25 protein-coding genes are annotated in these 25,358 nt (G+C 63.9%); all 25 read right to left on the reverse strand.

The window, feature by feature from the left end; genetic code table 11:
- Position 1: 1 nt before the first annotated feature.
- The gene (gene ispF / locus IIB36_07010; GenBank protein ID MCH7531504.1) at positions 2–502 is read right to left on the reverse strand and encodes a 2-C-methyl-D-erythritol 2,4-cyclodiphosphate synthase; all 501 of its coding nucleotides are present in this window, start codon (positions 500–502) and stop codon (positions 2–4) included.
- Positions 503–512: 10 nt separating this feature from the next.
- Positions 513–1,790 (reverse strand): beta-ketoacyl-ACP synthase II, encoded by a 1,278-nt coding sequence (fabF, locus tag IIB36_07015; GenBank protein MCH7531505.1) that lies wholly within the window; start codon positions 1,788–1,790, stop codon positions 513–515.
- A 25-nt stretch (positions 1,791–1,815) separates the two neighbouring features.
- Complete coding sequence (locus IIB36_07020; protein ID MCH7531506.1) at positions 1,816–2,058, reverse strand: acyl carrier protein; 243 nt, start codon at positions 2,056–2,058, stop codon at positions 1,816–1,818.
- A gap of 39 nt (positions 2,059–2,097) precedes the next feature.
- On the reverse strand, positions 2,098–2,841 hold the full coding sequence (fabG, locus tag IIB36_07025) for a 3-oxoacyl-[acyl-carrier-protein] reductase (protein MCH7531507.1): 744 nt from the start codon (positions 2,839–2,841) through the stop codon (positions 2,098–2,100).
- On the reverse strand, positions 2,838–3,794 hold the full coding sequence (gene fabD / locus IIB36_07030) for an ACP S-malonyltransferase (GenBank protein MCH7531508.1): 957 nt from the start codon (positions 3,792–3,794) through the stop codon (positions 2,838–2,840). The genes fabG and fabD overlap by 4 nt, the downstream gene beginning before the upstream one ends.
- 15 nt (positions 3,795–3,809) lie before the next feature.
- Entirely contained in the window at positions 3,810–4,805 is a 996-nt protein-coding gene (locus tag IIB36_07035) for a ketoacyl-ACP synthase III (protein MCH7531509.1), read from the reverse strand.
- Positions 4,802–5,806: a phosphate acyltransferase PlsX gene (gene plsX, locus IIB36_07040; protein MCH7531510.1), complete on the reverse strand. Its 1,005-nt coding sequence runs from the start codon at positions 5,804–5,806 to the stop codon at positions 4,802–4,804. Before plsX ends, IIB36_07035 begins: the two co-directional genes overlap by 4 nt.
- A 43-nt stretch (positions 5,807–5,849) precedes the next feature.
- Positions 5,850–6,032: a 50S ribosomal protein L32 gene (rpmF, locus tag IIB36_07045; protein ID MCH7531511.1), complete on the reverse strand. Its 183-nt coding sequence runs from the start codon at positions 6,030–6,032 to the stop codon at positions 5,850–5,852.
- A gap of 7 nt (positions 6,033–6,039) precedes the next feature.
- Complete coding sequence (locus IIB36_07050; GenBank protein MCH7531512.1) at positions 6,040–6,507, reverse strand: DUF177 domain-containing protein; 468 nt, start codon at positions 6,505–6,507, stop codon at positions 6,040–6,042.
- Between the two features lie 80 nt (positions 6,508–6,587).
- Positions 6,588–7,010, reverse strand: a complete 423-nt coding sequence (gene ndk, locus IIB36_07055) for a nucleoside-diphosphate kinase (protein ID MCH7531513.1) — start codon at positions 7,008–7,010, stop codon at positions 6,588–6,590.
- Entirely contained in the window at positions 7,007–7,444 is a 438-nt protein-coding gene (locus IIB36_07060; protein MCH7531514.1) for a CBS domain-containing protein, read from the reverse strand. The genes ndk and IIB36_07060 overlap by 4 nt, the downstream gene beginning before the upstream one ends.
- 17 nt (positions 7,445–7,461) lie before the next feature.
- On the reverse strand, positions 7,462–8,346 hold the full coding sequence (gene sucD, locus IIB36_07065; protein MCH7531515.1) for a succinate--CoA ligase subunit alpha: 885 nt from the start codon (positions 8,344–8,346) through the stop codon (positions 7,462–7,464).
- A gap of 3 nt (positions 8,347–8,349) precedes the next feature.
- Complete coding sequence (gene sucC / locus IIB36_07070; GenBank protein ID MCH7531516.1) at positions 8,350–9,489, reverse strand: ADP-forming succinate--CoA ligase subunit beta; 1,140 nt, start codon at positions 9,487–9,489, stop codon at positions 8,350–8,352.
- A gap of 31 nt (positions 9,490–9,520) precedes the next feature.
- A complete protein-coding gene (locus IIB36_07075; protein MCH7531517.1) occupies positions 9,521–12,271 on the reverse strand; it encodes a UPF0182 family protein in 2,751 nt (916 codons plus the stop codon).
- A 34-nt stretch (positions 12,272–12,305) separates the two neighbouring features.
- Complete coding sequence (locus IIB36_07080) at positions 12,306–13,679, reverse strand: phosphomannomutase/phosphoglucomutase (GenBank protein ID MCH7531518.1); 1,374 nt, start codon at positions 13,677–13,679, stop codon at positions 12,306–12,308.
- Between the two features lie 37 nt (positions 13,680–13,716).
- Entirely contained in the window at positions 13,717–15,255 is a 1,539-nt protein-coding gene (locus tag IIB36_07085) for an NADH-quinone oxidoreductase subunit N (protein ID MCH7531519.1), read from the reverse strand.
- 16 nt (positions 15,256–15,271) lie between these two features.
- A complete protein-coding gene (locus tag IIB36_07090) occupies positions 15,272–16,906 on the reverse strand; it encodes an NADH-quinone oxidoreductase subunit M (GenBank protein ID MCH7531520.1) in 1,635 nt (544 codons plus the stop codon).
- A gap of 160 nt (positions 16,907–17,066) precedes the next feature.
- On the reverse strand, positions 17,067–19,202 hold the full coding sequence (gene nuoL / locus IIB36_07095) for an NADH-quinone oxidoreductase subunit L (protein ID MCH7531521.1): 2,136 nt from the start codon (positions 19,200–19,202) through the stop codon (positions 17,067–17,069).
- Positions 19,203–19,227: 25 nt separating this feature from the next.
- The gene (gene nuoK / locus IIB36_07100; GenBank protein ID MCH7531522.1) at positions 19,228–19,521 is read right to left on the reverse strand and encodes an NADH-quinone oxidoreductase subunit NuoK; all 294 of its coding nucleotides are present in this window, start codon (positions 19,519–19,521) and stop codon (positions 19,228–19,230) included.
- Entirely contained in the window at positions 19,518–20,036 is a 519-nt protein-coding gene (locus IIB36_07105; protein MCH7531523.1) for an NADH-quinone oxidoreductase subunit J, read from the reverse strand. Before IIB36_07105 ends, nuoK begins: the two co-directional genes overlap by 4 nt.
- A gap of 11 nt (positions 20,037–20,047) precedes the next feature.
- Positions 20,048–20,527 carry an NADH-quinone oxidoreductase subunit I gene (locus IIB36_07110; protein ID MCH7531524.1) on the reverse strand — a complete coding sequence of 160 codons (480 nt, stop codon included), beginning with the start codon at positions 20,525–20,527 and terminating at the stop codon, positions 20,048–20,050.
- Positions 20,528–20,560: 33 nt separating this feature from the next.
- Positions 20,561–21,844 carry an NADH-quinone oxidoreductase subunit NuoH gene (gene nuoH / locus IIB36_07115; GenBank protein ID MCH7531525.1) on the reverse strand — a complete coding sequence of 428 codons (1,284 nt, stop codon included), beginning with the start codon at positions 21,842–21,844 and terminating at the stop codon, positions 20,561–20,563.
- Between the two features lie 4 nt (positions 21,845–21,848).
- Entirely contained in the window at positions 21,849–23,435 is a 1,587-nt protein-coding gene (locus IIB36_07120) for a (2Fe-2S)-binding protein (protein ID MCH7531526.1), read from the reverse strand.
- Positions 23,435–24,727, reverse strand: coding sequence for an NADH-quinone oxidoreductase subunit NuoF (nuoF, locus tag IIB36_07125; protein ID MCH7531527.1), 1,293 nt, complete (start codon positions 24,725–24,727; stop codon positions 23,435–23,437). The genes IIB36_07120 and nuoF overlap by 1 nt, the downstream gene beginning before the upstream one ends.
- Entirely contained in the window at positions 24,727–25,242 is a 516-nt protein-coding gene (locus IIB36_07130) for an NAD(P)H-dependent oxidoreductase subunit E (GenBank protein ID MCH7531528.1), read from the reverse strand. Before IIB36_07130 ends, nuoF begins: the two co-directional genes overlap by 1 nt.
- Positions 25,243–25,358: the final 116 nt, after the last annotated feature.

Below are 25,358 nucleotides of genomic sequence, written 5' to 3' on the forward strand. Positions count from 1 at the left end.
CTCACGCGCGTTCCGGCGAGCCACCACCCACCTGGGACTCGATCAGCGCGACCGCATGTACCGCGATGCCCTCCCCCGCGCCGATCCAGCCCATGCCTTCGTTGCTCTTGCCCTTGATCGAGATCGACGTCGACGAGATCCGCATCACCTCACCGAGACGCAGGCACATGGCCTCCGCGTGGGGTCCGATCTTGGGGCTCTCGCAGATCACGGTGACGTCCACGTTGACGACCCCGTAGTCTCGCGCCTCCAGGATCTGTACGGCCCGAGCGAGCAGATCCATGGAATCGGCGTCCTTCCACTCGTCGTCGTCCGGAGGGAAATGACTGCCGACGTTCCCTGCGGCGGCCGCGCCCAGCATCGCGTCGATGATCGCGTGGGCAACCGCGTCACCATCGGAGTGGCCGGAGAGGCCGGCGTGATCAGGAATATGTACACCGCCCAGGACGAGCGCCCTACCGTCCTGAAAGCGATGTGAGTCGTACCCGGTCCCGATTCTCATGCCGCGCGCGTCAGGCGTCCCAGCGCCGGATCGCCAGGCAGACGTTGTGCCCACCGAAGCCGAACGAGTTGCTGAGCGCCAACTCGACGGGGCGCTCGATCATGCCACCGTGCGCGTACTCGAGGTCGCACTCTGGGTCCGGGCCCTGATAGTTGATGGTCGGCGGGATCTTGCCGGTCCGGCATGCCTGGATACATGCGATCGCCTCGAGTGCCGCGGCCGCCCCCAACAGGTGTCCGGTCATGGATTTGGTGGAGCCCACGACCGTGTCGTAGGCGTGATCACCGAGCACCGCCTTGATCGCCGCCGTCTCGATCGCATCAGCCATCGTCGAGGTCCCGTGGGCGTTCACGTAGTCCACGTCTTCACTCGCCGCCCCCGCATACTCGATTGCCATGCGCATTGCGCGCTGGGCCCCGTACCCGTCCGGCGGCGGTGCGGTGATGTGGTGCGCGTCACCGGAAAGGCCGTACCCGACGATTTCCGCCAGAATCTCTGCGCCGCGCGCTTCCGCATGCTCCAGGACTTCCAGAACCAAAGCGCCGGAACCCTCTCCCATCACGAAGCCGTCCCGGTCCGCGGAGAACGGCCGACTCGCTCCCGAAGGGTCGTCGTTTCTCGTCGACATGGCGCGCATCGACGAAAAGCCCGCGAACGTCATCGGGGTGATCGTGGCCTCGCCACCGCCGGCAATCATCATGTCGGCATCGCCATGACGGATGTGGCGCGCGGCATTCCCGATGGCATGCGCCGAGGACGCGCACGCCGATACGGTGGCGTAGTTGGGACCCTGAAGGTTCCACCGTATGGAGATGAGCCCTGCTGAGATGTCGGGAATGAACATCGGGATGAAGAACGGGCTCACCCGTTTCGGCCCGCCCTCGAGCATGCGCTTGTGCTGCTCCTCGAAGGTCGCGATCCCGCCGATGCCGCTGCCGAAGATCACCCCGAAGCGGCTCGGATCCATGCCGTCCGGGGTACCGTCCGGCACGCCGGCTAACTCGAGCGCCTGTGCTGTAGCCGCGATCGAAAGGAGCGACACGCGGTCGAAGCGCTTCGCGTCGCGCTTCTCCACATAGTCGAGCGGATCGAAACCCTTCACTTCACACCCGATCCGACAGGCGAACTCGTCGGTCGTCTCCCAGAGCGTGACGGGGCCACAACCGCTGGTGCCCGCGAGCAGAGCGTCCCACGTGCTCGCTAGGTCGTTTCCGACGGGCGATATGACACCCATCCCGGTGACGACCACCCGTCGAGGCTCCTGCCCCGGCTCCTGCCCCGTAGTCATGCCGCCTTTAACAAGCCGGAAGGACTCAGTCTTCGCGGTTTTCCTTCAGATACTTGATCGCATCGCCAACGGTCCGCATTTGCTCCGCGTCCTCATCCGGGATGTCCAGTCCGAATTCCTCCTCGAACGCCATCACGAGCTCGACCGTGTCCAGGGAGTCGGCACCCAGATCCTCAACGAACGAAGCGTCGTCCGTGACCTTCTCAGGCTCGAGACCCAACTCGTTGATGATGATCTCGCGCACACGGGCCTCGATGGGCTCGCTCATGTCCCCTCCTGTTCGTCACGAAAAGGGCGGTGTGGCCCACTACATGACCATTCCGCCATCGACTGCCAAGACCTGGCCGGTAATGTAGCGCGCAGAAGGGCTCACGAGAAACCGCACGACGCCCGAAATATCGTCCGTCTCACCGAGGCGCCCGAGGGGGATCTGGGCCTTTACGTCCTCGATCTGATCCTCGGTCAGCGCAGCGGTCATGTCGGTGCGAATGAAGCCGGGCGCAAGCGCGTTACAACGGACCCCCCTGGAGGCCAATTCCTTCGCCACGCTCTTGGTCATCCCGATCATGCCGGCCTTGGAAGCGGCATAGTTGGTCTGCCCCGCGTTGCCGACGAGCCCCACGACGGACGCGATATTCAAGATCACGCCGTCACGCTTCTTCATCATCCCACGCGTCACTGCACGAGTGAAGTTGAATGCACCCTTTAGGTTAGCAGCTATCACCTCATCAAATTCCTCATCTTTCATGCGCAGTAGGATGTTGTCCCGCGTGAGACCTGCGTTGTTGATGAGGATGTCGATCGAGCCCAAGCCTTCTTGAACAGCCGCTACCGTGTGTGAAACCTGAGTCGAGTCCGCCACGTCACACGCGAAGCCTCGGTGTCCCTCGCCCGGCAGGGCGGCCGCGGCCTCCTTGGCGCGCTCACCGTTGCGACCGATCACGGCGATCTTGGCTCCCGCGTCCGCGAGCGACTCTGCGATTGCCAGGCCGATCCCCCGCGATCCACCTGTGACGATGGCGACCTTGCCTTCGAGCTCTCTTGCGCTCATCTCGTCAAAGCCTCCCGTTGTGAAGCGCCTTCAGGCGCCCTCCACCGTGCTGCAAGGTCCTCAGGCTCCCCGAGGGAACTGCACGGGACCCCCTTCGCGTTGCGCCGATTCAAGCCCCGCAAGACGGAGCCAGGTCCGATCTCGAGGAAGCGATCCGTCCCCGCTTCGACCATCGCCGCCACCGAGGCGCTCCACCGCACCGGCGACGTGAGCTGCTCGACCAGCAGCTTCCGTGCCTCGGAGCCGCTCGTGACCGGCCTCGCTGTGACGTTTGAGAACACTGGGTATGCCGGGTCCTGAAAGTCGATCGACTCGAGCTTGTCTCTCAGGCCGTCCGCGGCGGGCTCCATGAGCGAAGAGTGGAACGCCCCTGACACCTTCAAGAGTACGACCCTCGTCGCACCCGCCGCCTGCGCGCGCTCCATCCCCTGCTTCACGCCGGCAATGTCACCGCTGATGACAACCTGACCGCTCGCATTGAAGTTGGCAGGCACGCAAACACCGACATCGACCTCCGCACACAGCGCCTCGATCTCGTCGTCACTCAGGCCGAGCACCGCAGCCATGGTTCCCGGCCGTTCCTGGTCCGCTCGGAACATCAGCTCGCCTCTGAGATGAACCGCCGCCAGCGCGTCTTCGTAGCTGAGGGTACCTGCCGCCACATGCGCGCTGAACTCGCCCAACGAGTGCCCGGCAGCGAAAGCCACTGGACCGAGCTCGTCTTCGACGACCCGCAGCACGGCCACCGAGTGGGCGAGGATGGCCGGTTGTGCGTTCTTGGTGGCCGTGAGCTCGTCCTCCGGGCCCTCCGTCATGAAACCCGAAAGTGGGAACCCCAGCACCTCGTCTGCCGTGGCAAACACGGCGGCGGCCCTGGCATCTGAAATGGCGAGGGCACGGCCCATACCAACGGCCTGTGACCCCTGCCCGGGAAAGATCAGCGCGAGTGACACGTTCGCCTCTTTCTGCTACCAACGGAGCGCCATCGCGCCCCATGTGAAGCCCGCGCCAAAGGCGGCGAGGAGCACGTTGGAGCCCGGTCCGATGAGCCCCTGCTCCAGAGCTTCATCGATCGCGATGGGGACCGTCGCGGAGCTCATGTTCCCGTATCGGTCGACGTTGACGTACACCCGGTCCATCGAGATGCCAGCGTGCTTGGCGGTCGACTCGATGATCCTCATGTTCGCCTGGTGCGGGATGAGAAGATCGACGTCGTCTGGAGTCAGGCCCGCGGTTTGCAGCGCGTGATCGCACGCTTCAGCCATGTTGCGAACGGCGTGCTTGAAGACCTCCCGGCCCTTCATGCGGACGAGGTGGGTCTTGTCGTCGAGGACCGCTTGACTCATCGGGTGCAAAGCTCCACCGGCCGGTCGATACAAGAGCTCGCCGAGATTCCCGTCCGACCGGAGGTGGCTCGACAGGATTCCACGCCCCGATTCGTTGGCGGGGCGAACGACGGCCGCTCCGCCGCCGTCGCCGAAGAGCACGCAGGTGGAGCGGTCCTCCCAATCGACGATCGAGCTCATCTTCTCAGCGGAGATGACGAGAGCCACTTCCCCTCGACCAGCCGTCAGGTACCCCTCTGCCAGGGTCAGACCGTAGATGAAGCCGCTGCAGGCCGCCCCTATATCGAAGGCCACGGCGTTGCTACACCCGAGCTTGGCCTGGATGTCACACGCGGTCGACGGCAGTAACCGGTCCGGCGTCGCTGTGGCTACGATGAGGACGTCGATCTCGCCCGGCTCGACGCCGGCGCTTCGCATCGCATTCCTCGCAGCGCCGGTTCCTAGATCGGCGGCACCCATGTCGTCCGGCGCGATGCGACGCTCCCGGATCCCGGTGCGAGTACGTATCCACTCGTCCGTGGTATCGAGCGTCTTGGCGAGGTCCTCGTTGGTCACGACGTTGTCGGGAAGGAACCGGCCGGTGCCCGCGATCTCGACCAGCGGTTTCGGCTTTCTCATGACGCCTCCCTCGAGGAGGGTCCGAGCGCCAATGCGACCTCCTGGGCACTGTGCCTGACCATGTCTGAGCGAACCGCCTTTGCGGCTAGTGCGAGCGCGTTACGGATGGCCTTCGGAGGTGACTCGCCGTGGCAGATCACCGAGACGCCCCCGACACCCAGGAGGGGTGCTCCCCCCGTCTCCGCGTAGTCGAGAACCCGGAAAGCGTGATCGAGGTCCAGGCCGTCGTCAGCTTTCCCTACCCGCTCCGCCTCGACTAGACCGATGATGAACTCCGCGACCGACTCATAGAATTTCAAGAGTACGTTCCCCACGAAACCGTCACACACTACCACGTCGCAGACGTCCTTGATAATGTCCCGCCCCTCGACGTTGCCCACGAAGTTGAGCCCCGTCTCTCGCCTCAAGAGTCTATAGGTCCCAGACGTGAGCTCATCACCCTTGCCCGGCTCTTCCCCGATGTTCAGCAGCGCGATTCTCGGGTCCGACCGTCCCATCATGTCCTGCGCGTAGATGTTGCCGAGATGAGCGAACTGCACGAGATGGTGGGGCTTACAGTCGACGTTCGCACCTGCGTCGAGCAGGAGAACTGGGGCACCGGCTGACGGCAACGTGGTCGCAAGCGAAGGACGATCCACGCCGGGCAGCGCACGCAGGGTGAAGAGCGACGTCGCCATGACCGCTCCGGTGGAGCCGGCGCTGACGAAGGCATGCCCCGTGCCGTCCCGGTGGAGCTTGAGCCCCACGACCAGCGAAGACTCGGGATTGCGGCGGATCACTTTCGAGGGCGACTCCTCCGGTGTCACCCGGTCCGGCGCATGGTGGATCGAGAGCCGATCGGGAATCTCGTCGTGCTGTAAGAACTCGGCCTCGATGGTATCCCGATCCCCCACCAGGACGATCTCGACGTCGGAGTCGAGTTCCTTCAATGCCTCGAGCGCCCCCGCCACTTCGGACCGCGGAGCGTGATCGGTGCCCATGGCATCGAGGATGATCCGCATAGGCTAGAGAGGGAGCCGCGACATCGCTCGGGAGACCCCCGACCTAGTCGATCTCGACTTCGAGAACCAGCTCCCCCCGATAATGTCCACAGCTGGGGCACACCCGATGCGGGACCTTGGCGTCACCACAGTTCGGGCAATTGTGGACCGTCACAGCCTCGGCTTTGTAGTGCGTGCGACGCTTCCGCTTGCGCTGTTTCGAGGTCCGCTTTTTTGGAACCGCCATTACCTACTCACTTGTTCTTGAGCGCCCTGAGTGCCTCCCACCTGGGGTCGGCCTCCTCCACCGTGCACGTGCACGAATCGGTGTTCCGATTCACGCCGCACGTCGGACAGAGACCTCGGCAATCGGGATCACAAACGACGTATTTATCGACCGCGAGCATCAGCTCCTCGCGCACCGCGTTGCTCACATCAAACTCACCGCCCGGATCGAACACGTGAGTGCCGTCGTCGTCTTCGAACCCCGGAGCGTCCGAGGATACAAAAACCAATGTGACAGCGTGTTCGAGACTACCCGTCACGGGCTCGAGGCAGCGCCTGCACGTCTGTGCCAACGCTCCCTCGATGACACCTCGCACCACGACCTCTCCGGTGCCCGCGTGCGAAGCCTTGAGCCGTACATCGACCGGGCCAGCCCACTCGATGCCACTCTCATCCCACAGTGGTGCATCGGCAGGAAGTCGAGCCTCGACCAGCACGGAACCCTCCCGGCTCAGGCGACCGAGATCGAGACTTAGCATAGTTGCGAAAGCTAGCCAGGGGCCGGGAATTGTCCAGGCTACCAGACCCCTAGTCGCTCGTGTCCGGAGAAGAAGAAAGCGATCTCGTTGGCGGCGTTCTCGTCGGAGTCAGAGGCGTGGATGGCGTTCTTGCCCTTCGACTCGGCGAAGAGCTTGCGCACCGTGCCCTCCGCGGCTTCGGCCGGGTCGGTGGCGCCGATCTCTTCGCGTAGCTTGGCCACCGCGTCGTCCGCCTCGAGCACCATCGGAATCACGGGGCCCGAGGTCATGAACTCGACCAATTCATCATAGAATGGTCGCCCCTCGTGCACCGCATAGAACGCACGTGCCTGGGCCCGGCCGAGGACTGTGAGCTTCAAGGACGTCACCGAAAAGCCCGCGTTCTCCAGGTGCGCGAGAATCTTCCCGGCCTTCCCGGCATCGACGGCATCTGGTTTGATGATCGCCAGAGTTCGACTCATGAGTCGCTTTCTTCTTCGCTGTTCGCCCGAGTGACACCGTCGTGGAAAGCGCGCAGAATCGTGTCGCGTGTGACAAATCCGATAAACTCTCCGTCGCGCACTACCGGGAGCTGCTCGACGTCCCGGTTCACCATCGTATTGGCTGCCTCGTCCAGCAGCTGGTCCTCAGACACGCAAAGCACCGCTCGCGTCATCACATCCCTGGCAAGCAACTCCTCCCGGTCGGGCGCACCTGAGCGCTCGTTCAGCACGCGGTCCAGCGCGTCGCCCGAGGTGATGATTCCCAACACCTCGTACCGTTCACCGACGACGGGCACCGCGCGCAGTTCGCGTCGGACCATCAAGTCCACGACTTCAGCGAGCGGAGTATCCGCATAGACCCGGTATTGCCCTGGCTTCAGAGCGTCTTCGACCAGCAATGGTTCGTCTTCCATAACGTTCCGCCCTGTCCCTAGTTCAGTGCGTCCTGGATCAAAGCGACGAGGTCCGCAGGACGCTTTGCCACCGCGATCCCGTTTTCCTCGAAGGCCTTCATCTTTTCCTCCGCCGTACCGGCCGAGCCGCTGATGATCGCACCGGCATGTCCCATTCGGCGTCCCGGGGGAGCCGTCTGGCCGGCGATGAATCCTACCACCGGCTTGGACATGCTGGCGCTGACATACACTGCAGCTTCCTGCTCGTCGGTGCCACCGATCTCCCCGAGCATGACCACTCCCGTGGTCTCGGGGTCGGCCTCGAACGCCTCGAGGCAGTCGATGAAGTTCGTCCCGATGAGCGGATCTCCGCCGATACCCACACAGGTTGTCTGCCCCAGGCCCGCACTGGTGAGCTGGAAGACCGCCTCGTAGGTGAGCGTACCGGATCGCGAGACGAGCCCGATCGGTCCCTCGGTGACGATCTGGCCGGGCAGGATGCCGACTTTCGATTGCCCGGGGGAGATCAGCCCAGGACAGTTCGGGCCGAGCACACGCACGCCCTTGTCGCGCGCAAACGCATGCGCTCTCACCATATCGAGCACGGGCACGCCCTCGGTGATTGCGACAACCAACGAGACGCCGGAGTCAGCCGCTTCCAGGATCGCGCCCGCCGCAAACGCCGGGGGCACATAGATCACCGAGGTGTCGGCGCCGGTCTCCGCGACCGCCTCGTCCATGGCGTTGAAGATCGGCACCGTCTCGCCATCTGGACCCTCGAAGCTCTGGCCACCCTTACCCGGGGTTACGCCGGCGACGACCTTGGTGCCGTACTCCATCATCTGCAGCGTGTGGAACGAGCCGTCCCGCCCAGTGATCCCTTGTACCACCAGCTTCGTGTCGTTGTCGATGAAGATCGACATGGCTTACGCGCCCCCCGCTGCCAGCTCGACCGCTTTCTCTACGACCGCGTCCATCGACGTAAAGGCGGAGAAACCCGCGTCCTCGAGGATCTCAAGAGCCAACTCTTCGTTGGTGCCGGTGAGACGGATCACGATCGGGGGCCCGATGTCGATGCGCTTGGTCGCCTCTACAATGCCCTTCGCAACATCGTCGCACCGGGTGATGCCGCCGAAGATGTTGAAGAGGATCGCCTTCACGTTCGGATCCGATGTGATGATCTCCAGCGCGGCGACGACTTTGTCGGGGTTGGACGAACCTCCGATGTCCAGGAAGTTCGCCGGCTCGCCGCCGTAGTACTTCACCAGGTCCATCGTCGCCATCGCAAGTCCTGCCCCGTTGACGCAGCACCCGACATCCCCGTCGAGCTTCACGTACGAGAGGCCTGCCTCACGCGCCTTGATCTCCGACGCCGGTTCGCACGACGTGTCCCGCATCGCTTCGACATCGGGACGACGAAACAGCTCCGAGTCGTCGATGCTCATCTTGGCGTCGATCGCCTTGACCTCACCGGCGGAGGTGGTGATGAGTGGGTTGATCTCGGCCATCGAGGCTCCCGAACTCACGAACGCGTCGTAGAGCTGCGCGATGATCTCGCTCGCCTGCTTGATCAAGCTCGGATCGTCGTACAGGAAGTTGGCAAGCCAGTACGCTTGGTGAGGGAGGATTCCATAGCGGGGATCAACCGTCAGCTTCCGAATCAGCTCAGGCGTCTCTGCGGAGACATGCTCGATGTCCACGCCGCCCTCGGCGGAGACCATGAACGTCGCCGCTCGTTTCTTGCGGTCCACGAGCACGCCGACGTACGCCTCGGTGTCGATATCCTCGGCGGGCGTCACGAGCACTTTTTCTACGGTGAGGCCGTTGATGTCCATTCCAAGGATGGCCGCGGCGTGTTCCTTCGCCTCGGCCGCGTCCTTGGCGAGCTGCACGCCGCCGGCCTTGCCCCGGCCGCCGGAGTGTACCTGCGCCTTCACCACGACCGTGCCGCCGTACTTGGTAGCGATCGTTTCGGCCTCTTCCGGGGTCGTCGCAATCTCGCCCGGCGGAACCGGGATGCCAGCCAGGCGGAAGCGCTCCTTGGCCTGATATTCGTGGATATCCATATGCTTTTAGAGGAGGGAAGCTTAGAAGCTACTAGAAGGCCCCACCGGACCCCATGCGCTGAAGCAACGCACGTAGCTCGTCCAATGCCTCGCCGTAACCCTGCCAGTCCCCTGCCCGGGCGCTAGCCTCCGCCCGCTCGAGAAGAGCTAGGGCGGTGGAGGACCAAACCACGTCGCCGCCAGCCGACGCGTCGAGCGTCGGCACCGCCGTATCCGTGGCGGGCACCGGCACGGTGAGGCCGGCGAGCTCGCTGATCGCGTCGGCCAGGTTCTCGGTCATCGCCACGCGGACACCGTCGCTCACCACGAATCGGCTGAGCGCCGGAATCGCGTCCGCCTCGGCGGCGAGGAAGACGGGCTCCATGTACACGATGCGCTTTCCCACCGAGACGAGGTGCAGGTGCCCCGTCCAGACCTCGCTTCCGCCCGTTCGCCAAAGCGAGAACTGCTGCGAGATCTCCGGATCCTGTTCGACCAGGGCCTCGATTTGACGGGGCCCGGGCACCTGGTCAGTCACCGGCACGTCGTAGAGGATCAACTCGGGCACGCCGCGTTCATCCGTCCGGGCGGCGAGGATCGCGGTGAGGTTCTGGCGGTCCCTCGGTACGAATACGGTCGTGAGGTGGAATCGCGCTTCACTTTCCCCCGGCAGAGCATAGAGGCCGTACTCGGGCTGATACGGGACCGGGTTCGGGCCCTGGGCGAGCTCCTGCGGAGAATCCCAGACATCCTGCTGGCCGTGGAACGCCGGCGCCGTCTCCTGGTGGTATTGGAGGAGAACACGACTCTGCAGGTCCAGCATCGCTCTGGAGTAGCGGATGTGGGCCCGCATCTCGTCCGGCATCTCTTCCAGAGGCTGAAGTAGCCCGGGGAACACACGCTCGTACGCGTCGAGCAGCGGGTCGTCGATCGGGACGCGGTAGAAGTCCACCTCGCCGGTTACCGCGTCCACGGTGACCTTCACCGAGTTTCGTGCGTACCTCACCCGCGATCGGATCGTGCCGAACTGATGCACCGTCGAAAGCGGGAAGGCACCGGTCGCGGTGAAGCCCTCGAGCATCCACACGACCCGCCCGTCCAGCACGACCGGGTACGGCACCTCCGGGAACCGGAGGAACGGCGCGATCGCAAGCACCCGCTCGGTGACTTGGCGTCTGTAGATGAACCGACTGTCGTCCGTGAGCTCGTCGGAGAAGATGAGGTTGAGTTCGCCGAACCGCCAAGCGATCAGCGCAGTTCGGAGCCACCCGCCGAGCTCGATCCCCGCCGGAAAATCCGTGCCCGGTACGCCTCGCTCCCCGTTCGGGGCGAGGAACTGGCCGCTGCCGCCATCGACGACCGCATATTCCTGAGCCCGCGTGCCAAAGAACACCTGCGAGCGATTGAGGCTGAGACCGGGAATGGCGAACGCGTCGGTCGTCGACTCCGGCGGAATGCCCGAGATGAGCATCGGCGGGCGCCCCTCCGGAGTCCTCTGGCTCGCGAGGCTCGCGACCACGCCCATCCCCTCCACGTAGAGCTCGCGCAGATGCACGTTCTGCCAGTTTGGATCCTGAATCCCGCGCGGCTCAACCTCCCGAACCGACATCGCGACCGTTACGGGTCCGTCCGCGGTCTCGTAGCGGTCGATCGTGACGTCCCGAAAGTCGTAGTAGGGGTAGCGAGCCTCGAGCTCACGGTACGTCGCGAGCAACGGGCCCCTGTTCCAGACCGGCAACCCCGAGAACTGCCGGGCCGCCACCGACCAGTCGATCTCTTCGTCCTGCGCATACTCGAAGGGACGCCGCTCCATCTGGTCCAGACCGAAGCCCATCCGCGTGAATTCGAGATTGCTTTCGATGAACGGCGTCTCCCGCTCCAGTTCATTGGGCTCGACCCGCAGCGACTGGATCAGGCTGGGGTAGAGCTGCCCGATCATGAGCATCGCGAGCACTACCGCCACGAGCGCGCTCACGATCGCTGCGCCTCGGTTCTTCCAGGCTCCCCAGAACACCGCCACACCCGAAACGACACAGATAATCGTGAGCGTCTGCAGTGCCGGCAGCCTCGCCTCGGCGTCCGTGAAGCCGAAGATCCCACGCACATCGGAGGTGCCGTCGAGGATGAGCTCGTACCGGCTCAGCCAGAGCCGGGCGCCGATCAGGATCAGGAACAGCGCGAGAAGCACCCCGAGGTGCATGCGCGCCGGGTCCTGGGCTTCCAGGCGGCCGCGGCCCCAACGCAACGCCCCGGTGGCCGCGTATCCCGCCGTCGCGAGCGTGAATACGAGGAAGACAACGACCAACGCGTAGGCGACGATCTGCAGGAGCACCGGGACCCAGAACACGTAGAAGCCAACATCGTGGTTCAGCATCGGTTCGACGATGCCCCACGCTTCCGCGTGGCGAATCAAAAGGAGCTGCAGGCCCAGAGTCTGAGGTATGGATCCGCCGAACCAGAGCGCGAGCAGCGCCGAAGCGCCTCCCATGCCCCAGAGCACGTAGCTCCTCGGCAACTGTTCCGAGATCTCGAGATTCCCGAAACGACGTTTGATCTGGATGCCGCCCAGAGTCTCGGACATGATGCGCAAGTTCAGGAATACGAGAGCCCCGATCGCGACACCGGCCACAACTCGCACACCCCATTGCCACAGCACGCGTAGCCAGAACACGTCGCTGTACCCGGTCTGCGCATGCCAGAGAATCTCGACGTACATCGTGGACGCGAGTCGTCCAAAGCCCACCACGACGGCCACCACGATGACAATCGTGAGCAGGGCGCGTCCCCCCGGAAGGGTAGGCATCGACGGAGGTTTGCTCGACATCGGCGCTTACACGCTACGCGAACGGAACACCGTTCTCGGTGAGCCAGTCCGCGATATGCGCTCGAATCTCCGCAAGCCGCTCCTCGGTGCGCGCCTCGAAGCGCGCGACGATGACCGGCTGCGTGTTGGACGCCCGCAGGAGCGCCCATCCGTCTCCGAAAAGCACGCGCACGCCGTCGACCTCGATGACATCATGTGTCGTCCTGAAGTGCGATAGGGCATCTGCTACCACGGTCCACTTCTGTTCCTCCGTCACGTCGATCCGAATCTCGGCCGTCGATACGTACACCGGAAAATCGGAAATCATCTCCGCCAGGGATCTGCCGGATCGGCTCACGAGCTCGATGAGACGGCACGCGGCGTACAGCGCGTCGTCGAAGCCGAGGTAGTCGTCAGCGATCATGATATGACCCGACAGCTCACCTGCGACAAGGGCACCGCTCTCCTTCATCCGCTCCTTGATGAGAGAATGGCCTGTCTGCCACATGATCGGCTCCCCGCCGGCCGCCTCGAAAACCTCCGGGAGCGCCTGACTGCACTTCACGTCGAAAACGAGCTTCTGGCCGGGGCCGTGCTTGTCGAGCACATCGAGTCCGTACAGTAGCAGCAGCATGTCCCCGCGAACGATGTCACCGTTCTCGTCGATGGCTCCGATGCGGTCGGCGTCGCCATCGAAGGCCACCCCCATGTCGTGTGGCGTATCACGCACCGCTCGGATGAGGTCCTCCAGGTTCGCGTCGACCGTCGGATCGGGATGGTGGTTTGGGAACGTCGGGTCGGAGTCGCAGAAGAGCGGAGTCACTTCGACACCAATCGCCTCGAGCAACTGAACCGCGACCAGCGAGCCAGTCCCGTTGCCGCAGTCCACCGCGACCTTCATGGGACGAGCGAGCTGGAAGCGTCGCGCGACATCCGCCATGTACTGGTCGATGACGTCGAGTTGTTCCGGCGCGCCCTGTCCGGACTCGAAGTCGTCCTCCTTGATGCGCCGGAGGAGGTCCTGGATCGCATCCCCGTACAGAGACCCCCGGCCGAGCGTCATCTTGATGCCGTTCCACTCAGGCGGGTTGTGCGACCCCGTGATCTGCACCGCACCGTCGGTCTCGAAGGTCACCTCGGACCAATAGAGCACGGGCGTCGGCACCGTACCCACATCGAGCACATGGCAGCCCGTCGAGAGCAGGCCGCGGATGAGACCTCCGACGAGCGCGGGAGACGAGAGCCGAGTGTCGTGGCCTACCGCGACCCTCGGCGCCTCGAGCCCTGTCGCCACTCTCATGTGGGAGCCGAACGCTCGGCCCACGAGCTCCGCTACACCGGCGTCGAGGTCCTCTCCCACGATGCCGCGGATGTCATACTGCCGAAAGATGTGGTCGGAGAAAGCCATATCGTGGTCTGGTAGGGGTCTGCCGCGCAGGCTATCCCTACTGCGACGTTATCCCGAGCATGCCACCCCCGATCGATCCCAACCCCTGCACGCTCGCGCGCGCGAACTCGAGCGCCGCACCGGGGAAGATACCCGTGTACAGGATGAGCCCGACGCACACGATCAGCGCGAGGTACATCGGAAACGGCGTGATGACGAGGTCGTGCTGGCTCTCGCTGGTGGCGTTCTTCATCCACATGACCCACGCGATGCGCAGGTAGTACCAGTACGAGGCCACCGTCGAAACCACGAGGATGACCATCAGCCACCAGAGCTCGGAGTCGGCTGCACCCTGAAGTAGATAGATCTTGCCCATGAAGCCTCCCGTGCCCGGGAAGCCGGCGAGCGAGAGCAGGAAGATCGTCAGGAAGACGCCCAGAGTCGGATTCGCCCAACCGAAGCCGGTGTAGTCGTCGATGTACAGGCGCTCCTCGGCCTGGTGCGCCACGCCGATCACGATCGCGAACGCGCCGATGTTCATGAGCGTGTATACGAGCAGGTAGAAGAGCATGCCTGCCGCGGCATTCTCGTTCGCCGCGGTCACGGCGACGAGAAGATATCCCCCATGCGCGATACTCGAGTACGCGAGCATCCGCTTCACGTTCGTCTGCACGAGAGCGATGAGGTTCGCCGAGACCATGGTGATCGCGGCGAGCCACCACAGGATCGGGAACCAAGTGGCGTACGCATCGTCGAAGGCAACCAGGAAGACGCGCAGGAATGCTACGAAGGCGGCCGCCTTTACCGCCGCGGACATGAACGCGGTGACCGGCGCCGGCGCACCCTCATACACGTCGGGCGTCCACATGTGGAAGGGAACGGCGGCGATCTTGAACGCGAATCCGATCGTCAGCAGCGCAATGGCGATCGCCAGCAGACCCGGTGTCGCGGCGCCGCTCGACACGCTCGCCCCGATGACCGCGATGTTCGTGCTGCCCGTGGCGCCGTAGGTGAGCGCGATCCCATAGAGGAAGAAGCCCGTAGCGAACGCACCGAGCAGGAAGTACTTGAGCCCGGCCTCGGCGGACTTGCGATCGCGGCGGTTGAAGGCGGTGAGCGCGTACACGGCGATCGACATGACCTCGAGTCCAAGGAAGATGACGATCAGGTCGCGCGCGCCCGCCATGAACATCGCGCCGGCCGTTGCGAACAGAATCAGCGCGTAGAACTCACCCACCTGGAGCCGCTGCCGATACACGTAGGCGAACGAAATCAGAATGGTGAGCGCGGCGGCGAGCAAGAGGATCCAGTTCGCGAAGAGCCGGAAACGATCCACGGCGATCATGGAGTCGTGACCGACCTCCGTGACGCCATAGAGCCACCCGTTCGCGCCCGCCGCCAAAAGCACACCGACCAGGGAGAGCCATCCAAGGTCGGCCGTGGTCCCGAAGCTCGGGTCACCCGACGGGGCCTTGTCGGCATCCTTGTACTTGCCCGAAACGCCGGCGATGAGAACCACCATGCCGGACGTGCACAGCACGATCTCGGGCAGGAGCGCCCAGAAGAAGTGGAGCTGCCGGCTGAAGTCGAGTTCCATGAGCCCAGTCGTACGCCTAGTCGTCGTCGGTGGAGCGACCGCCACCGTCGAGGTCATCGCTTGCTTCGAGATCCGCCGGCGCCGGTACGATCAGTACGCTCGAGCCCGGCTCGACAACGGCGCCCACGGTCTGCGTCGGCGCAGCGGCCTCCACTCGTTCGAGAACCGCGTTCACGCTCGGTTCCATGCGCTCCAGTAGCGGAGTGGGGTTCCAGCCGATCCAGATCATCAGCGCGCACAGAGGAGCCAAGATCGCCATCTCACGCCGCGACAGGTCTTTCATCTCGCGGTTCTCCGGCTTGTCGAGCGCGTTGAAAAAGATCTTCTGGACCATCGGCAGCATGTAGTACGCCGCAAAGATCACGCCGAAGGTCGCGACTACCGCGATGGTAGGGTGCGTCTCGAACGCCCCGAGCAATACCAGGAACTCGCCTACGAAGCCGCTGGTCCCGGGCAAACCGATCGATGCGAGCGCGGTGAGCACGAATACGGTCGCGAAGAGCGGAGCCACGCGGCCGATGCCCCCGAAGTCCTCGATCTTCCTGGTGTGGCGGCGCTCGTACAGCATGCCGAGCAGTAGGAAGAGCGCGCCCGTGCTGATGCCGTGCGAGATCATCACGATGAGGCCACCCTGCAAACCGTTCACCGTGAGCGCGAAGACGCCGAGCACGACGAAGCCCATGTGCGCCACCGATGTGTACGCGACGAGCTTCTTCGCGTCGGGCTGCACGGCAGCGACCCAAGCGGTGTAGATGATGCCGATCACCGCGAGCACGAGCATCACGGACACCACGGTCGTGTGCTGCGCCGCTACCGGGAAGAGCGGCAGCAGAAACCGGAGGAATCCGTACGTGCCCATCTTCAGAAGCACCGCGGCCAGAACCACTGAGCCCGGCGTCGGTGCTTCGACGTGGGCGTCCGGAAGCCAAGTGTGCAGCGGAAAGACAGGCACCTTCACGCTGAACGCCAGCGCGAAGGCCGTGAAGAGCCAGAGCTGCTCGGTCACCGTGAGCGGCACCTGGAGCATGTCGGCGTATGCGAAGGTCGGGATGCCCAGCAGCATCTTCGCCTTGTAAGCCATGTAGAGGATCCCGACCAGCATCAGCAGAGATCCGAACGCCGTGAACAGGAAGAACTTGATCGCCGCGTATATGCGGCGCTCCCCGCCCCACACACCCACGATGAAATACATGGGGACGAGCGTGAGCTCGAAGAACACGTAGAAGAGGAGGAGGTCGGTGGCGACGAAGACGCCGACCACACCCGCTTGTAGAAGCAGCATCAGCGCATAGAACGCGCGCTGCCGCTCCTGGATGTAGTTGAAGGACCCGAGGATCGCGATCGCGCTGGTGAACGTCGTCAGCATCACCATGAAGAGGCTGATGCCATCGATCCCGAGCGAATAACTCACGCCCCACGTCTCGATCCACGGGGTAGTGCTCACCATCTGCATGCCGCCATACGTCGGGTCGAACGCCCACCACAGGCCGAGGCTCAGAACCATCACGCCCATCGACCACCAAAACGCCACCTTCTTGGCCGTTTCCTCCTCAGCCCAGAGCACGAGCCCCACACCCATGACGGGCAACCAGATGAGCGCGTGCAGCACCCACCCTGTATAGCCGATCGATTCGAGCATTGAAGTCATCATGGCTGACCGTCCTGAGACCGCTCAAAACGGATGGATGGCAAGGAACGGGAGCACGGGGAGTGAGGCGTACCGAACGGTACGTCGCAGCGACCCGCGCGGACCGTGACGCGGGGTACCCGCGCTGAAAGCGTGGGTCGCGCCGTTTTCAGCGGTCTATCCATCAGAAGATCGAGACGCCGAGGATGACTAGGACGCCGACGGTGAGAATGAATGCGTACGTGTTCACGGTCCCCGTCTGGAACATGCTGGCGACGAAGCCCAAGCCTCGCGCCGTCCAGCCGACACCGTTCACGACGCCGTCGATGATCCCCACGTCGATCACCTTCCAGCAGAACCGGGATAGCGCCAGAACCGGCTGAACGATGACGCGGTCGTAGAGCTCGTCCACGTACCACTTGTTGTAGAGCACTTTGGCGAAGCCGGTCGGCTCGACGTCGTCCGCAGCCGGCACGACCTTCTGGCCGACGACGAAGCGGAACGAGGCGAAGACGACGGCGAGCGCAGCTACACCTGAGAGAACGGCCCAGACGACTTCGCCGCCACCGATAGGCGCGGTCACGGCAAGCGCACCGAGGTTGACCTCCTGGATGCGCTGCGCCTGCTCCGTGATCGGATGCAGCCATTCGTGGAGCCAGCCGCTGGTCAGCGGCCCGAGGCCAAGTAGCGTATCTCGGATGTGCTCAGAAACGTTCACCCATCCGCCGACCGCGGCGAGCACAGCCAGCACCGCGAGCGGCGCCCACATGACCGCAGGCGCCTCGTGCAGCGTCTTCTCCTCTTCGCCCCCCGTGCGGTTCTCACCGTGGAAAGTCATGACCATCATGCGGGTCATGTAGAACGCCGTGAGCATCGCCGTGGCGAGCGCGATCATCCAGTACACCGTGTAGAGCGTCGGATAGGGGGCGCTGGCCGCGCCACCGAATGCGGCGGTCTGCCAGATGATCTCGTCCTTCGAGAAGAAGCCGGCGAACGGCCAGATGCCGGCGATCGCGAGGGTCGCGATCCACATGGTCGCGCACGTGATCGGCATGTGCTTCTTCAGCCCACCCATGTTTCGCATGTCCTGCGCATCTTCGTGGCTGTGCGTGCTGTGATACGCACCGTGCATCGAGTGGATCACGGCACCCGCGCCGAGGAAAAGCAGAGCCTTGAAGAACGCGTGCGTCATCAGATGGAAGATGCCCGCGCTGTACGCTCCGACCCCGACGGCGACGAACATGTAGCCGAGCTGAGAGACCGTGGAGTACGCGAGCACCTTCTTGATGTCGTTCTGCTTGAGCGCGATCGTCGCAGCGAAGAGCGCGGTCAAGACGCCGACGCCTGCGACCGTCGCGCTAGCGATCGGCGAGAGCGCGAAGAGCACCGCCGAGCGCGCGACGAGGTACACGCCGGCCGTGACCATGGTAGCCGCGTGGATGAGGGCGGAGACCGGCGTCGGGCCTGCCATCGCGTCGGGCAACCAAACGTAGAGCGGCATCTGAGCGCTCTTGCCCGCGGCGCCCAAGAAAAAGAAGAGCGTGATCGCCGTGACGAGCCCACCGCCGTAGACGAGCGCTCCTTCGGCTCCCGCAAAGACCGGCACGAAATCCAACGTACCGAACGTCGTGAACAGGAAGAACATCGCGACCAGGAAGCCGAGGTCGCCGATGCGATTGACGATGAACGCCTTCTTGCCCGCGTCCGACTTCTCGCGGTCACTGAACCAGAATCCGATCAGCAGGTACGAGCACAGCCCAACACCTTCCCAGCCCACGAACATGAGCGGGTAGCTCGAGCCCATCACGAGCACGAGCATGAAGAAGATGAAGAGGTTCAGGTAGGCGAAGTAGCGGGGATAACCCGGATCATCCTTCATGTAGCCGACGCTGAACACGTGGATCAGCAAGCCCACGCCCGTGACGATCATCATCATGATCATCGAGAGCTGATCGAGCTGGAGCGCGGCATCGACCGTGAGGGTGCCCGTCGCCATCCAGGTCCAGTAGGTGACGACCACCGGCGCTTCGAGATGCGCGCCCAACATGCGCACGAAGTTCACGAGCGTGATAAGGAACGCCAGCAGCAACACACCCGGGCCGATCAGACTCGGGAGCGTGTGCGTCAACGGCCGACCGCCCTCGTCGAGGTCGAGCTCACCACCGGCGCGAACCGCGTCCGCGGACACGTTCGCGTGCAGGAGCGCCAGAATCCCGTTGATGATGAAGCCGATCAGCGGGAGCAGCACGATCCAACCCAGCAGGAACGGCTCGAAGTGTGCGGCGCTCTCCGCGGCGTCCGGACCGCCCTGGAACAGCATCACTGCCAAGGAAGCGTGCACGCCGCTACCACCTCAGCAGTTTGAACTTGTCCACGTTCACCGTCTCGTAGTGCCGGAAAATCGAGATGATGATAGCCAGACCGACGGCCGCCTCGGCGGCCGCGACGGTCATCACGAAGAAGACGAATATCTGCCCGTCGATGCCGTGCAGCCGAGAGAACGCGACGAACGTGAGGTTCACCGCGTTGAGCTGAAGCTCGATGCACAGGAACATGATGATCGCGTTCCGACGCACGAGCACACCAAAGGTGCCCAGCGCGAACAGAAATGCGCTGAGAACGAGCGCCTCGGTGATCATGCGACGTTCTTCTTGGCAAGGACGAGCGCACCCACGATCGCCACGAGCAGCAAGATGCCCGTGATCTCGAAGGGCACGACATACGTCGTGTAGAGCGGTTGAGCGATGGCGCCGACGACGCCGTGTTCGGCTATCGCCGCGTCGATCGCGGCACCGCCGGGACCATCCTCGGCGAGACCGGCGCCGCCCAACCGAATCGACAAGAAGCCCGCCATCGCTCCGACCGTCGCGAAGGAGAACAGCGCGAACACACCGCCCTTGAGATCCTTCTGATAATCGTGCCCCAGGTTCAGCAGCATGATAACGAAGAGAAAGAGCACCATAATCGCGCCGGCATACACGATGATCTGGATCGCCGCCAGGAAATGCGCCTCCAGCAGCACGAAAATCGCCGCTATACCGCCCAGCGTAGCCATCATCGAGAGCAGGCTCCCCACCGGATTCTTCGACATCACGACCCCAAGCGCCCCCCCCACCGCGATCGCCGCAAAGACGTAGAAAAGAACGGTGATCATCGGAGAGCCGATCACTCCGACCGCGGGTCGGAGGGATCCCACAGAAGCGTCTTTGGGTGGTCTTGTTCCATTAATCGGTCCAGATCGTAAATGAACCGGTCGCGTGTATACTCGGCATTCTCGAAGTGCCGCCCCACATAGATCGCCTCGACCGGGCATACCTCCTGGCACATGCCGCAGAAGATGCACCGGAACTCGTCGATCTCGTACACGATCGGGTACCGATTGCCCTGGTCGTCCTCACCACCGACGAGCCGAATACAGTTGGCCGGGCACACCGTCGGACAGAGCCCGCACGCGACGCACTTCGGACGTCCGTCCGCGTGAACCGCCATGCGGTGCGTGCCGCGCCAGCGCGGGCTCAGGTCGGTCTGCTCCTCGGGATACTGCTGTGTCACCGCAGCCGGATTGACCATGTGTTTGAAAGTGAGAGCCATGCCGCTGAGCGCGGCGCGGAGGTAGGAGGTCGACTCCGGCTCCGGTCGGTGCATCACTTTGACTGAAATGGCCATGAGCTGGACGCCTCAATCCCCCGCGGGAGCGGCTTGAGAGATGATCTTCACCTCCACTTTCTGAGCGTATTGGGCAGCGGCTCCGGTGATGACACGACCGCGGTCCAAGACGAACATGAAGCCGACCGTGGCGACCGTGCTAACCGCGGTGAGCGCGGCCCCGTAGCCGAAGCCCCACGCCATTCCGATCTCGTCGAGCGTGAGGATCGTAGCGCCGATCAGCATCACATAGGCGAGCGCAGTCGGCAGCATGACCTTCCATCCCAGCGCCATCACTTGGTCATAGCGGAAGCGTGGAAGCGTCCACCGGACCCAGATGAACAGCAGCAGGAAGAAACTGGTCTTGGCCGCGAAGCCGGCGAAGGTCGCGAGCGTCTTCCACAACGCTGGGCTCGCCAGGACTACGCCGCCGTCGGCCGCGAAGCCCTTGATGAGCTGGCCGTCGTACCAGAAGGCGTCGTCCCAGGTGCCGGGCAGATCCCAGCCTCCCAGGAAGAGCGTCGCCATGAGCGCCGACGCGGTGACCATGTGTCCGAACTCGGCGATCATGAACGCCGAGAACTTCATCGCGGAATACTCGGTGTGGTAGCCGGTGATGAGCTCCGACTCGGCTTCCGCCATGTCGAAGGGCAGCCGGTTCGTCTCCGCGAACGCCGAGATCACAAAGAGAATGAATGCGAGCGACAGCGGGAGCGCGAACCACATGCCGAGCTGTTGCTGCTGCCAGATGATCTCAGTGAGCGTCACGTTTCCGGCCAGCATCAGCACCGGGATGAGCGAGAGGCCGAGCGCGACCTCGTAGCTCACCATCTGGGCCGACGCGCGCAGCGCGCCCAGGAAGGCGTACTTGTTGTTCGACGCCCAGCCGCCGAGCACGACCCCGTACACCGCCAACGAACTGAACGCGAGCACATACAGAATCCCGATCGGTACGTCCGCGATGATCATGTCGACGACACCGGCGCGCGTCGGAAGAGGCGCGGCAATCGGGATGACGGCGAACGTCACCAACGCCGGCGCGAGCACCAGCATTGGGGCCATGACGAAGAAGACCTTCGAAGCAGTCGCCGGGACCGTCTCTTCCTTCAGGATGCTCTTGAGGCCATCCGCGATCGGCTGAAGGAGCCCGAACGGACCCACTCGGTTGGGACCGTGGCGGTCCTGGATCCAGGCCGACACACGACGCTCGGCGAGGGTCGTGTATGCCACGACGAGCATCAGCGCGGTGAACATCACCGTGACCTTGAGGCTCATCGCCAAGAGCTCCCAGTTTCCCTCAATGGGTCGGAGTTCCATCCGGTCAGACTCCCGAGAGCGACACGGTTTCGTTCACGACCGCGCCGCGCATGCCGATGTCGTCATAAGTCAGACCACTGAAGGCGGAAACGCTGCTCGCGAGCGTCGCGAACGCGTCCGCCGCGCTACGCGGCGCGTCGGTCTCGATCAGCTCGGCAACCAGCGCTCCCAGAATGAGCCAGGGTGGGCGCGCCATGCCCGGCGCCTGCAGCCCCGGCCAGAAGCGCTGCACACGCCCAGACAGATTCGTGAACGTGCCCTCCTGTTCAGCGAAGGTCGTCACCGGGAGCACGAAGTGGGCTTCGGTCGAAGCTGCCGACTCGTGGCTACCGAGGAAGACGTAGAGCGCAGCGTTCTTGCCGAAGTCCGCGTCCTGGTCCTCCAGTGCATCCCCCAGAACCAAGAGCACGCCGTCGTGGCCGGCCACTTCATCCAGGCCGCCAGTCGCGTCATCTGCGCCCGTGCGAGCCAGGCCGATGAGCTCGGCGCCCGTCGTGTTCGCCGCGAGGTCCTTTCGCCGAGCTAGCGACGGGAAGCCCTTGAGTACGATCTCGTGCTCAGCCCGGGCGGAGCGGTACACGGTATCACCACCACCGAGCGCCTCGACGAACGCCTTCAGGAGCCCGAGATCTTCGTTCGAGGCGAGCGGCGAAGCAACGGCTTTCACCGAACCGGCACCTTCCGCCTTCTCGAGCAAAGCGGCGAGCGCCCCCTTCCAGCCGACGGTCTTGGAGCCACCGCTGCCGTCCCTCACTAGAGGTGCCTCGATACGAGCGCCCTGGTTGATCCACTCGTAGTTTTCGCGACCGTGGTCGCACATCCACCAACCGTTGACGTCGAGGTTCTCACGTGGCTTGAGGCGCTGAACCAGGTTGTCGCGGGTGTGCAGCTCGATGTTGCAGCCTTGCGAGCAGCTCGTGCAGATCGAGGGTGTGTGTTCGAGGTCCCACGCACGCGCCTTGTGCAGAAAGTCCTTCGAGACCAAGGCGCCCACCGGGCAGATATCGACGATGTTGCCATGCCAATGCGTGCCCTCGAGACCTTCTTCGAAGAAGGTGTCGATGACTGAGCGGTTGCCTCGGTCCACGACGGTCAGTCGAGCATCCTGTTCCACTTCGCTCATGAAGCGGACGCAGCGCGTGCACATCACACAGCGGTCGCCGTAGAAGAGCACGTCACCGCCGAAGTCGTCTCGCCCAAAAACTCTCTTCGGCTCACGCGAGCGCCCGCTCTCGCGGCCTTCTTCGTGCACGTAGTCCTGAAGGTCGCACTCACCGGACATGTCGCAGATCGGGCAGTCCAGCGGATGGTTCACCAGGTAGAACTCGAGCACGGCCTGGCGACTCGCCTTGGCCTGCTCGGACTGGGTGTGCACGACCTGGCCGTCCATCACCGTCGTCACGCATCCAGGCATCGGCTTGGGGGCACCCTCAACCTCCACGAGACAGAGGCGACACATCGCGGGAGACGACATGCCCGGGTGATAGCAATAGTGTGGGATCTCCTGGCCGATGGTTTTCGCGGCTTCGAGGATCGTGGTTCCCTTGGAGACCGTGACCTCGCGGCCATCGATGGTGAGGGTGACGGCCATCAGGCGACCGCCACGCGCTCACCGCGCCGGATCAAGGCGAGATACTCATCTCTGAACTTCTCGATCGACGATTGCACCGGAGCCGCCACGGAGTCGGACAGAACACAGATCGTCGTGCCGACCATGTTCTCTGTCATCTCCATCAGCGTATCGAGATCGTCCTCGGTCCCCTTCCCATTCTCGATCCGCTTGAGGATCTGAGCGGTCCACGACGTCCCCTCACGACACGGCGTGCACTGCCCGCACGACTCGTGCGCATAGAAGTCGACCATACGGCGGACCTGCTTCACGATATCCGCAGTCTCGTCCATCACGATGACCGAGGCACAGCCGAGCATCGTTCCGACCTCGACGCAGCCCTCGTAGTCGAGTTTGCACGCGCGCGCCTCCTCGGCATTGATGAGGGGGACCGACGAACCGCCGGGGATCACGGCCTTCAAAGCGTTCCCGTCCCGCATGCCGCCGCATACGTCCTCGATCAGCTCGATAAGCGGGAAGCCGAGCGGGAGCTCGTAGTTGCCAGGCTTGTTCACGTGGCCACTCACGCAGAACAGCTTTGTGCCCGGGCTCTTCTCGGTCCCGTACTGCCGGTACCAGTCGCCACCGTTGCTCACGATGTGCGGAACGGCGCACAACGTCTCCACATTGTTGATCGTGGACGGCTTGCCGAACGCTCCGACCGCTGCCGGGAACGGGGGCTTGATGCGAGGCTCACCGCGGCGGCCCTCGAGTGAGCTCATCATGCCGGTCTCTTCACCGCAGATGTAGGCGCCGGCTCCCTGATGTAGGGTGACGTCGATCGTGTGGCCGGAGCCGAGGATGTTCTCCCCGATGTAGCCCTTGGCGTAGGCGTCCTCGACCGCGCGCGCGAGCACCTGGTTCGCCTCGAAGAACTCACCCCGGCAATAGATGTAGACATGCTGGGCGCGGATCGCGTGTGCACCGATCAGGCAGCCCTCGATGAGCTGGTGCGGATCCCACCGGATGAGCTCACGATCCTTGAAGGTGCCCGGCTCTGATTCGTCGGCGTTGCACAGCATGTAGTGGGGTTTCCGCGGCTCCTTGGGCATGAAGGACCACTTCACGCCCGTGGGAAAGCCGGCACCGCCGCGCCCCCGCAAACCGGAGGACTTCACGATGTCCACGACGTCGTCCGGGCCCATTCCGAGCGCCTTCTCGAGCGCCTTGTAGCCGCCGCGCTGCACATAGGTGTCGATGTGGCGCTGTTTCGGGTCGCCGAAATAGGTGCTGAGAACGCGAACCTCTCTGTCCGACACGTAGGGGTAGGCCATCAGCCGTCCCCCGCGGACTGAGCCTTCAGGTGCTCGACGATCTTGGGCACCTCGGCTGGAGTCACGTTCTCGTAATAACGCGAGTTGATCTGGACGCAGGTCGGAAAGCCGCACGCCGCTAGGCACTCCGCCTCGATCACGGTGAAGCTCCGGTCTTCGGAGGTCTCACCCAACTCGGTGTCGGTGTAGCGCAGAAACGCCTCGAGCACGTCCTCGGCGCCGCACAGATTGCAGGATATGTTCGTGCACACCTGAACCAGATGCCTGCCGACCGGCCGCTTGTTGTACATCGTGTAGAACGTCGCGACGCCACGCACGTACGCCGGGGCTAGCCCGAGTAGCTCGGCGACACGATCCATCGATTCGGGGCTCACGTAGCCGCGCAATTCCTGCGCGAGCGCGAGCGCGGGCATCAAGGCGGCGCGCTTTTCGGGATAGCGGGTCAGGATCTTCTCGAACCGCTCCTGATACTCGCCTTCGAAGAGCGCCGCCTCGGGGTTCGTTTCGGACAGCATGAACGGCATCGTCCCCGCTCCCGAGGCATGTCCACCGTGTTTCGGACGCACACCGACGAAGTCGTCGCCCCGGACCTGGTCTTCGGTGAGATCGAAGTCGCCCGTGTTGCCGGCCC

This window comes from Gemmatimonadota bacterium, assembly GCA_022560615.1.
Lineage (GTDB): Bacteria > Gemmatimonadota > Gemmatimonadetes > Longimicrobiales > Gaopeijiaceae > UBA1138.

Bases quoted from the DNA above. Each gene is read 5' to 3' on its own strand.
- IIB36_07105 (MCH7531523.1), bottom strand. From the start codon at position 20,036: ATGATCACCGTTCTTTTCTACGTCTTTGCGGCGATCGCGGTGGGGGGG.
- nuoL (MCH7531521.1), bottom strand. From the start codon at position 19,202: ATGCTGTTCCAGGGCGGTCCGGACGCCGCGGAGAGCGCCGCACACTTC.
- sucD (MCH7531515.1), bottom strand. From the start codon at position 8,346: ATGTCGATCTTCATCGACAACGACACGAAGCTGGTGGTACAAGGGATC.
- nuoH (MCH7531525.1), bottom strand. From the start codon at position 21,844: ATGGAACTCCGACCCATTGAGGGAAACTGGGAGCTCTTGGCGATGAGC.
- IIB36_07020 (MCH7531506.1), bottom strand. From the start codon at position 2,058: ATGAGCGAGCCCATCGAGGCCCGTGTGCGCGAGATCATCATCAACGAG.
- fabF (MCH7531505.1), bottom strand. From the start codon at position 1,790: ATGACTACGGGGCAGGAGCCGGGGCAGGAGCCTCGACGGGTGGTCGTC.
- IIB36_07085 (MCH7531519.1), bottom strand. From the start codon at position 15,255: ATGGAACTCGACTTCAGCCGGCAGCTCCACTTCTTCTGGGCGCTCCTG.
- nuoK (MCH7531522.1), bottom strand. From the start codon at position 19,521: ATGATCACCGAGGCGCTCGTTCTCAGCGCATTTCTGTTCGCGCTGGGC.
- IIB36_07080 (MCH7531518.1), bottom strand. From the start codon at position 13,679: ATGGCTTTCTCCGACCACATCTTTCGGCAGTATGACATCCGCGGCATC.
- IIB36_07090 (MCH7531520.1), bottom strand. From the start codon at position 16,906: ATGATGACTTCAATGCTCGAATCGATCGGCTATACAGGGTGGGTGCTG.
- IIB36_07035 (MCH7531509.1), bottom strand. From the start codon at position 4,805: ATGAGAAAGCCGAAACCGCTGGTCGAGATCGCGGGCACCGGCCGGTTC.
- ndk (MCH7531513.1), bottom strand. From the start codon at position 7,010: ATGAGTCGAACTCTGGCGATCATCAAACCAGATGCCGTCGATGCCGGG.
- IIB36_07120 (MCH7531526.1), bottom strand. From the start codon at position 23,435: ATGGCCGTCACCCTCACCATCGATGGCCGCGAGGTCACGGTCTCCAAG.
- IIB36_07130 (MCH7531528.1), bottom strand. From the start codon at position 25,242: ATGCTGTCCGAAACGAACCCCGAGGCGGCGCTCTTCGAAGGCGAGTAT.
- fabG (MCH7531507.1), bottom strand. From the start codon at position 2,841: ATGAGCGCAAGAGAGCTCGAAGGCAAGGTCGCCATCGTCACAGGTGGA.
- IIB36_07060 (MCH7531514.1), bottom strand. From the start codon at position 7,444: ATGGAAGACGAACCATTGCTGGTCGAAGACGCTCTGAAGCCAGGGCAA.
- rpmF (MCH7531511.1), bottom strand. From the start codon at position 6,032: ATGGCGGTTCCAAAAAAGCGGACCTCGAAACAGCGCAAGCGGAAGCGT.
- sucC (MCH7531516.1), bottom strand. From the start codon at position 9,489: ATGGATATCCACGAATATCAGGCCAAGGAGCGCTTCCGCCTGGCTGGC.
- plsX (MCH7531510.1), bottom strand. From the start codon at position 5,806: ATGCGGATCATCCTCGATGCCATGGGCACCGATCACGCTCCGCGGTCC.
- IIB36_07110 (MCH7531524.1), bottom strand. From the start codon at position 20,527: ATGCACCGACCGGAGCCGGAGTCGACCTCCTACCTCCGCGCCGCGCTC.
- ispF (MCH7531504.1), bottom strand. From the start codon at position 502: ATGAGAATCGGGACCGGGTACGACTCACATCGCTTTCAGGACGGTAGG.
- nuoF (MCH7531527.1), bottom strand. From the start codon at position 24,727: ATGGCCTACCCCTACGTGTCGGACAGAGAGGTTCGCGTTCTCAGCACC.
- IIB36_07075 (MCH7531517.1), bottom strand. From the start codon at position 12,271: ATGCCTACCCTTCCGGGGGGACGCGCCCTGCTCACGATTGTCATCGTG.